General features: G+C 68.0%; 8 protein-coding genes. 5 read left to right on the top strand and 3 right to left on the bottom strand.

The features are described from left to right. The first annotated feature begins 8 nt into the window (after nucleotides 1-8). The 4 genes from iolD to iolB are packed head-to-tail and all read left to right on the top strand — an operon-like array spanning nucleotide 9 to nucleotide 4,634. Complete coding sequence (iolD, locus tag HFL01S_RS08535; protein ID WP_066257369.1) at nucleotides 9-1,886, top strand: 3D-(3,5/4)-trihydroxycyclohexane-1,2-dione acylhydrolase (decyclizing); 1,878 nt, start codon at nucleotides 9-11, stop codon at nucleotides 1,884-1,886. Between the two features lie 22 nt (nucleotides 1,887-1,908). After that, the gene (locus HFL01S_RS08540; protein WP_066257371.1) at nucleotides 1,909-2,856 is read left to right on the top strand and encodes a substrate-binding domain-containing protein; all 948 of its coding nucleotides are present in this window, start codon (nucleotides 1,909-1,911) and stop codon (nucleotides 2,854-2,856) included. 30 nt (nucleotides 2,857-2,886) lie between these two features. Beyond that, nucleotides 2,887-3,813 (top strand): myo-inosose-2 dehydratase, encoded by a 927-nt coding sequence (iolE, locus tag HFL01S_RS08545; protein WP_066257374.1) that lies wholly within the window; start codon nucleotides 2,887-2,889, stop codon nucleotides 3,811-3,813. A gap of 17 nt (nucleotides 3,814-3,830) precedes the next feature. Beyond that, nucleotides 3,831-4,634 (top strand): 5-deoxy-glucuronate isomerase, encoded by an 804-nt coding sequence (iolB, locus tag HFL01S_RS08550; protein ID WP_066257378.1) that lies wholly within the window; start codon nucleotides 3,831-3,833, stop codon nucleotides 4,632-4,634. 28 nt (nucleotides 4,635-4,662) lie between these two features. On the opposite strand, the gene HFL01S_RS08555 is transcribed toward iolB, so the two are convergent. Continuing rightward, entirely contained in the window at nucleotides 4,663-4,881 is a 219-nt protein-coding gene (locus HFL01S_RS08555; RefSeq protein WP_066257382.1) for a hypothetical protein, read from the bottom strand. A 54-nt stretch (nucleotides 4,882-4,935) separates the two neighbouring features. Further along, nucleotides 4,936-5,919, bottom strand: coding sequence for a LysR family transcriptional regulator (locus tag HFL01S_RS08560; protein ID WP_066257384.1), 984 nt, complete (start codon nucleotides 5,917-5,919; stop codon nucleotides 4,936-4,938). Nucleotides 5,920-6,023: 104 nt separating this feature from the next. Between HFL01S_RS08560 and HFL01S_RS08565 the strand changes: the two genes are divergently transcribed. Next, on the top strand, nucleotides 6,024-7,550 hold the full coding sequence (locus tag HFL01S_RS08565) for a CoA-acylating methylmalonate-semialdehyde dehydrogenase (RefSeq protein WP_066257385.1): 1,527 nt from the start codon (nucleotides 6,024-6,026) through the stop codon (nucleotides 7,548-7,550). A 298-nt stretch (nucleotides 7,551-7,848) separates the two neighbouring features. Here the strand turns inward: HFL01S_RS08565 and HFL01S_RS08570 are convergent. Further along, the coding region (locus HFL01S_RS08570) for a winged helix-turn-helix transcriptional regulator (protein WP_066257387.1) at nucleotides 7,849-8,241 on the bottom strand (393 nt) is incomplete at its 5' end.

Genomic DNA, 8,241 nt, shown 5'->3' on the forward strand with positions numbered 1-8,241 from the left:
CTCAAGACATGAAAACCCAACGACTCACGATGGCACAGGCGCTGGTGAAGCACCTGGCCGCCCTGCGCGTGGAGGTGGAGCACCTCGATGGCCGCACCTCCATCGAACCCTACTGCGGTGGCGTGTTCACCATCTTCGGCCACGGCAACGTGGCAGGTCTGGGCGAGGCCCTGGCGGCCGAGCGCCACCGCCTGCCCACGCTGCGCGCCCACAACGAGCAGACCATGGCGCACGCGGCCATCGCCTACAGCAAGGCGCAGTTCCGCCAGCGCATCATGGCCGTGTCCACCAGCATCGGCCCGGGCGCGACCAACATGGTCACCGCCGCCGCGGTGGCGCACGTCAACCGCCTGCCGGTGCTGCTGCTGCCCGGTGACGTGTTCGCCAACCGCCGCCCCGACCCGGTGCTGCAGCAGATTGAGAGCTTCGGCCAGGGCGACGTCAGCGCCAGCGACTGCTTCCGCCCGGTCACGCGCTACTTCGACCGCCTCACCCGCCCCGAGCACATCCTGACCGCGCTGCCCCGCGCGATCCAGACGATGACCGACCCGGCCAACTGCGGCCCGGCCTGCCTGTCGCTGCCGCAGGACGTGCAGGCCATGGCCTTCGACTGCCCCGAGGACTTCCTCAACCCCGGCGTGCTGCGCTTCCGCCGCCCGCCGGCCGATGACCGTGAACTGGCCAACGCCATCGCGCTGCTGCGCAGTGCCAAGCGCCCGCTCATCGTGGCCGGTGGGGGCGTGCTCTACAGCCAGGCCTGGGCCGCGCTGCGCGCTTTCGTTGACGCGCACGGCGTGCCCCTGGTCGAGTCGCACGGCGGCAAGAGCAGCCTGCCCTGGGACCACCCGCTCAACCTCGGCGCCATCGGTGTCGACGGTGTGTCCCGGGCCAACGACATGGCGCGCGAGGCCGATGTGGTGTTCGCCGTCGGCACCCGGCTGCAGGACTTCACCACCGGCTCGCACGCCCTGTTCCCGCAGGCGAAGCTGCTGAGCCTGAACGTGCAGCCGTATGACGCCGGCAAGTGGAGCGGCGCGGCCCTGGTGGCCGACGCCCGCGTGGGCCTGGGCCAGCTCGAAACGGGCCTGGCCGGCTGGGCCGCCGACGTGGACTGGACGGCGCGTGCGAAACAGCAAGCCGCGGCCGCCAACGCCCGCATCACCGAGCTGACCACCAACGTGCCGAAAGACATGCTGCCCTACGACGCCGAGGTCATCGGTGCGGTGCGCGACTCGGCGCTGGAGCTGGGCCTGGACAGCGGCACCCAAGACGTGGCGCTGTGCGCCGCCGGCACGCTGCCGGCCGAGCTGCACAAACTCTGGCGCGCCAGCCTGCCGGGCAACTACCACATGGAATACGGCTACTCCTGCATGGGCTACGAAGTGGCCGGTGGCCTGGGCGTGAAGATGGCCCGGCCCGAGCAGGAATCCATCGTGCTGGTGGGCGATGGCTCCTACATGATGGCCAACTCCGAGCTGGCGACCTCGGTCCTGCTGGGCCAGAAGATCATCGTGGTGATCCTGGACAACCGCGGCTTCGGCTGCATCCAGCGCCTGCAGACGGCGGTGGGCAGCCCCGCGTTCAACAACCTGCTGGACGACTGTGTGCCCGAAGGCGGTGAGCGCAGCAGCATCGACTTCGCCATGCACGCGCGCGCCATGGGTGCCGACGCGGTACACGTCAAGGACGTGACCGAACTCAAGGCCGCCATGGTCCGGGCCCGGCAGGCGAAACGCACGCAGGTCATCGTGATCGACACCACCCACACCCGCACCACCGACGGCGGCTGCTGGTGGGAGGTGGCGGTACCCGAGGTGTCGGGGCAGGCCGAGGTGCGCGCAGCCCACACCGCCTATGTGCAAGGCCAGTCGCAGCAGCGCCTTTGACGCGAACACAACGGAGACCGGCATGAAGCGCTTTCTGAAAGGGCTGGCACTGGTGGTGGGTGCGGCGCTGCTGCCCTTGTCGGCGCAGGCCCAGAAGATCGGGTTTGCGCTGTCCGAGCAGGACGCGTTCCTGTCCCTGCTGCGCAACGGCGTGATGGACGCGGCCAAGGCCACTGGCGCCACGGTGCAGCTGGAAGACGCCAAGGGCAGCAAGACGGCGCGGCTCGACCAGATCCGCCACCTGGTGTCGCAGAAGGTCGATGCCATCGTGGTGGTACCAGTGGACACCGAGTCCACCCGCCTGATCACCTACATGGTGACGCAGGCCCGCATCCCGCTGGTCTACGCCAACCGCAAGCCGGTCGACTTCGACCAGTTGCCGCCGGGCGTGGCCCTGGTCGCGTCGGACGAGAAGGTTTCGGGCACGCTGCAGACCGAAGAGGTGTGCCGCCGCCTGAACGGCCGCGGGCAGATCGTGGTGCTGATGGGCAACCTCGCCAACGAGGCGGCCCGCACCCGCACGCAGGACGTGGAGGACGTGCTGGCCCGTCCGGCCTGCAGTGGCATCCGCATCCTGGACAAGCGCCTGGGCGGCTGGGACCGCACCCGCGCCCGCCACATCGTGCAGAACCTGCTGGCCGCCTCCGCGAACACGGGCAAGCGCTTCGATGCGGTGGTGGCCAACAACGACGAGATGGCCCTCGGGGCCATCGAAGCCCTCAAGGCCGGCAAGGCCTGGACACCCGACTTCGTCGTCGCCGGCATCGACGCGACGCCGGACGCGCTGGCGTCCATGAAGGCGGGCGACCTCAAGGTCACGGTGCTGCAGAACGCCGCCGGCCAGGGGGCTGGCGCCGTGCACACCGCGCTCAAGCTGATCCGCCAGCAGCCGGTGCCCCGTTTCGTGGACGTGCCCTTTGAACTGGTCACGCCCGCCAATCTCGACAAGCTCCTTCCCCACAACAACTGATCCTTGATCCTCTGAAAGAAAGCCAACGCCATGAGCTGGAACGTCCGCATCGGTATCAACCCCCTGTCGTGGATGAACGACGACCTGCCGTCCCTGGGCGGCGAGACCCCGCTGGAAACCGCGCTGAAAGAAGGCAAGGAAATCGGCTACGAAGGCTTCGAGCTGGGCAACAAGTTCCCCAAGGACGGCCCGGGCCTCAAGGCCAAGCTCGACGAGTTCGGCCTGGCCTGCGTGTCGGGCTGGTATTCGGGTTTCCTGGCCGAGCTGGAGCCGGGCCAGACCAATGACACCGCCGTGGCCGCCGAGATCGAACGCTGCAAGGCCCACATGAGCAAGCTGCAGTTCAACGGCGTGAAGGTCGTGGCCTACGGCGAATGCGCCGGCACCGTGCAGGGCCAGATGGACACGCCCGTGTCCAAGCGCCCGCAGTTCGCCAGCGAAGCGCTGTGGCAGACCTACGCCGAGCGCCTGAACGCCTTCGGCGAGCACCTGCTCAAGACCTACGGCATCAAGCTCGCCTACCACCACCACATGGGCGCTTATGTCGAGTCGCCCGCCGATGTGGACAAGCTGATGGCGCTGACCGACCCGGCCAAGGTCTTCCTGCTGTTCGACACCGGCCACGCCTATTTCGGTGGCGCGGTCACGCCGGTGGACCTGCTGAAGAAGCACGTCAAGCGCGTGGTGCACGTGCACTGCAAGGACGTGCGAACCCCCGTCATCGCCCAGGCACGCAACGACGGCTGGAGCTTTCTGCACGGCGTGATCAACGGCACCTTCACCGTGCCCGGCGACGGCAGCATCGACTACGCCGCCGTCCTCAAGACCCTGAAAGACAGCGGCTACGAAGGCTGGCTGGTGGTGGAGGCCGAACAGGACCCGGCGGTGGCCCCGAGCTACCAGTACGCCCAGAAGGGGTACCAGACCCTGCGCGGCCTGGTCGACGCCCTGAACTGATTGCCAGGAGACGCTACATGGTCAGCCCATTGCTTGCCAAGGCCGCGCCCAGCGGGCGCGAGATCGTCAACGTCACGCCTGAGCGCGCCGGCTGGACCCATGTGGGGTTCCGGGCGCTGCGCCTGGCGGCGGGTGAATCAGAAGTTGTGGAGACCGGGGAGCGCGAGCTGTGCCTGGTGGTGCTCACCGGCACGGTGGACGTCACCATCGACGGTGAGACCTACAGCCACCTGGGCACGCGCAACAGCGTGTTCGAAGAGGTGTCGCCGGCCGCGGTCTATGTGCCGTCCGGCAGGGCGGTGCACATCCGTGCAGTGCGGGCGGCCGAGGTGGCGCTGTGCACGGCGCCTGCTGATGCGCGCAACCGCAAGGTGCAGGTGCTCGACCCCAAGAACATGAAGCGCAGCGTGCGCGGCAAAGGCACGAACACGCGCTATGTCTGCGACATCCTGCCGCACGACGACCCGACGGCGGCTCACCTGCTGGTGGTGGAGGTGATGACGCCGGCCAGCCACTCCAGCAGCTACCCGCCGCACAAGCACGACCAGGAAGCACCACCCACCGAGACCCAGCTGGAAGAGACGTATTACCACCGCCTCAACCCGCAGCAGGGCTTTGCCTTCCAGCGCGTCTACACCGACGACCGCAGCCTGGACGAGGCCTGCGCGGTGGAAGACCACGACGTGGTGATGGTCCCGCGCGGCTACCACCCGGTGGTCGCGCCCCACGGCTACGACCTCTACTACCTCAACGTGATGGCGGGGCCGAACCGCTTCTGGGTGTTCAAGAACGACCCCCAGCACGAATGGATGTTGAAGTAGGGGGAAGCCGCGTCAGCGGCGCCGGGGGTTACCCCAGTTCGTGGCGGTCGGCGGCGGCGTAAAGGTCTTGCGCGAACGCCGGGTCGCTCTGGGCCACGTCGTCGGCCATGGCGCGCAGCTGTTCGGCTTCTTCGAAGCGGGTCAGCGGGCGGGCCGGGGTGGCGGCGCGGGTGGCGAACCAGCCGGCGAACATCTCGCGGACGGTGCTCAGAAAGTGGGTGGGATGGGAAAAGGTTGCAGTGCTCATGACACTCTCCTAACGGAAACAGCGGATTTGCTGCACTGCAGTATAGGGTAAACCCTAGGTTTTGTGTCGTGATGTTTGCCCGCTGTTCTGGAGAGAGCTCTCCAGATCGCCGAAGCCGTCCGCCAAGGCCTCGCGCAGGAAGTTCACCAAAGCCGACACCGCCAGCGGCACATGGGCCGAATACGGGCGGATCGCATAGAGCCGGTCGGCGAACGAGCCCACGGGCGTCCAGCCGGGCAGCACCTCCACCAGCTTGCCGGCTCTCAGGGCGGCCTGCGCGCTGAAGTCCGGCAGCAGCGCGATGCCCAGCCCGTCCAGCGCCGCGTCGCGCAGCGCCTCGCTGTTGTTGGCCGCCAGCGAGCCGCGCACCTGCACCGTCACCCGCTCGCCCAGGTGCGCTTCGCGCGGCTCCAGCGTCCAGGCTGGGTTGTCCTGGGAACGCGGGTAGTGCAGGCAGTTGTGTTCCACCAGATCGGCAGGGTGCCGGGGCGTGCCCTGGCGGCGCAGGTAGGCGCGGCTGGCCACCAGCACCGAGCGTGTGGCGCACAGTGTCCAGGCGACGTGCGTGTCCGGCGGGTGCGCGGTGTGGCGGATCGCGAGGTCGAAGCCCTCGGTGGCCAGCGAACTCAGCCGGTCCGACAGGTTCAGCTCGATGCGCACCTCCGGGTGCTGGCGCAGGAACTCGGCCAGCCGCGGCACCAGCTGCTGGCGCGCCAGCGCCACCGGCGCGGTCAGCCGGACCAGGCCGCGCGGCGCGCCGGCCAGGTCGCGCACCTGGGCCACGCTCTGGGCGATCTGGTCGAAGGCTGGTCGTGCCTGGTCGGCCAGCCGCTGGCCGGCCTCGGTCAGGCGCACGCTGCGCGTGGTGCGCTGCACCAGGGCCACGCCCGCCAGCCGCTCCAGCTCGGCGATGCGCTGGCTCATGGCGGCCTTGCTCACGCCCAGGCGCGCCGCCGCCGCGGTGTAGCTGCCCTGTTGGTCCAGCACGGTGAGCCAGTGGACGTGTCCCCAGAGTTCGTGGATCTTCTGTTCGTTCATGGCTCGATTGTTCACCAACGTGAACAATCAATTCAAGGTTTCGGTCTTGTATCGACAGGGGGTGCTTCCTAGACTGCGGGCATCCATCCACCGGAGACACATTCATGAACGCACGCCACCCCGCCGTCACCGACATTCCGCACTACGTGGCCGGCGCCCGCTTCGGCGGCAGCGCCACGCGCAGCCAGACCGTGACCAACCCCGCCACCGGTGCCGTCACCGGCCAGGTGCCGCTGGCCAACGCCGCGGACGTGGACGCTGCGGTGGCTGCCGCGCAGACCGCGTTCCCCGCCTGGTCCGACACGCCCCCGATCCGCCGCGCGCGCGTGATGTTCAAGTTCCTGGAGCTGGTCAACCAGCACAAGGACGAGCTGGCCCACGCCATCACCGCCGAACACGGCAAGGTCTTCACCGACGCGCAGGGCGAAGTGGCCCGCGGCATCGACATCATCGAATTCGCCTGCGGCATCCCCCAACTGCTCAAGGGCGACTTCACCGACCAGGTCTCCACCGGCATGGACAACTGGACCATCCGCCAGCCGCTGGGCGTGGTGGCCGGCATCACGCCGTTCAACTTCCCGGTCATGGTGCCCATGTGGATGTTCCCGGTGGCGATTGCCGCCGGCAACACCTTCGTGCTCAAGCCCAGCCCGACCGACCCGACCCCGTCGCTGATGATCGCCGACCTGCTCAAGCAGGCCGGTCTGCCCGACGGTGTGTTCAACGTCGTGCACGGCGACAAGGAAGCCGTGGACGCGCTGCTGGTGCACCCGGACGTGAAGGCGATCAGCTTCGTCGGCTCCACCCCCATCGCCAACTACATCTACGAAACCGGCGCCCACCACGGCAAGCGCGTGCAGGCCCTGGGCGGTGCCAAGAACCACATGGTCGTCATGCCCGACGCCGACCTCGACCAGGCAGTGGACGCCCTGGTCGGCGCGGCCTACGGCTCGGCCGGCGAGCGCTGCATGGCCATCAGCGTGGCGGTGCTGGTGGGTGACGTGGCTGAAAAGATCATGCCCAAGCTGATCGAGCGCACCAAGACGCTGAAGGTGCTCAACGGCACGAACCTGGCCGCCGAGATGGGCCCGATCGTCACCGCCGCCGCCCACGCCCGCATCAGCGGCTACATCGACGCCGGCCAGGCCGAAGGCGCGCAGCTGCTGGTGGACGGCCGCGGCTTCGACGGCAAGCAGGCCGGTGAAGGCTGCGAGGGCGGCTTCTGGATGGGTGGCACGCTGTTCGACCACGTGACGACCGACATGAAGATCTACAAGGAAGAGATCTTCGGCCCGGTGCTGAGCTGTGTGCGCGTAGCCGACTTCGGCGAGGCCGTGAAGCTCATCAACGACCACGAGTTCGGCAACGGCACCAGCTGCTTCACCCGCGACGGCAACGTGGCGCGCGAGTTCGCTCGCCGCATCCAGGTGGGCATGGTGGGCATCAACGTGCCGATCCCGGTGCCCATGGCCTGGCAGGGTTTTGGTGGCTGGAAGAAGAGCCTGTTCGGCGACATGCACGCGTATGGCGAAGAGGGCGTGCGCTTCTACACCAAGCAGAAGTCGATCATGCAGCGCTGGCCGGAGTCGATTGGCAAGGGCGCCGAGTTTGTGATGCCGACGGCGAAGTAAGGTACCCCCCCCGCGCCGCTTGCGGCGTCACCCCCCAGGGGACGCCACCAGAGGCCCGGCGAAGCCGGTTCCTCGGTGGCACTGGTCTTTCAGACACTTCTGGCCTCGTGGCGTTTCGCTGCGGGGCCCTTTTGTTGGTCGCTTGTGTGGTGGGTCTGAGCCGGGGTGGAGGACTGCGCTCATCTCCCCCGGACCGGGCTTTGCCCGGTCCTCATCCTTTACTTCGCTTCGCCCTCCACCCCAACCGCGTCTAAACTGAACCGCACTGCACATGGCGGCCGAAAGGGGTTTGTGCTTTTCAAAGCTGCCGGTACACCACGCCTCGACCTGCAGCCTGCGGCAGGTCGGGCGCCTCATCGAAGCGCTTTTGCGATTCCGCGATGACCGGCTTGTTCTTCTCTGCCCAGGCCACCAGCGCCATCACCGGCTCCAGCAGCGTCTCACCGAGTTCGGTGAGCTCGTAGTCCACGCGCGGAGGGATGGTCGGGAACACCGTCCGGGTGATCAGTCCGTCGCGCTCGAGTCCACGCAATGTCAGCGTCAGCATGCGCTGGGAGATGCCATCGATCTCGCGCCGCAGCTCGTTGAACCGCCGTGTTCCGCTGCGCAAGGTCGCGATGATGTACAGGCTCCACTTGTCGCCGATGCGATCGAGGATCTCGCGCGTCGTCTCGCGCGCGCGCTCGGAATG

It is taken from the genome of Hydrogenophaga flava NBRC 102514, from assembly GCF_001571145.1.
In the GTDB taxonomy this organism is placed as follows: Bacteria; Pseudomonadota; Gammaproteobacteria; order Burkholderiales; family Burkholderiaceae_C; genus Hydrogenophaga; species Hydrogenophaga flava.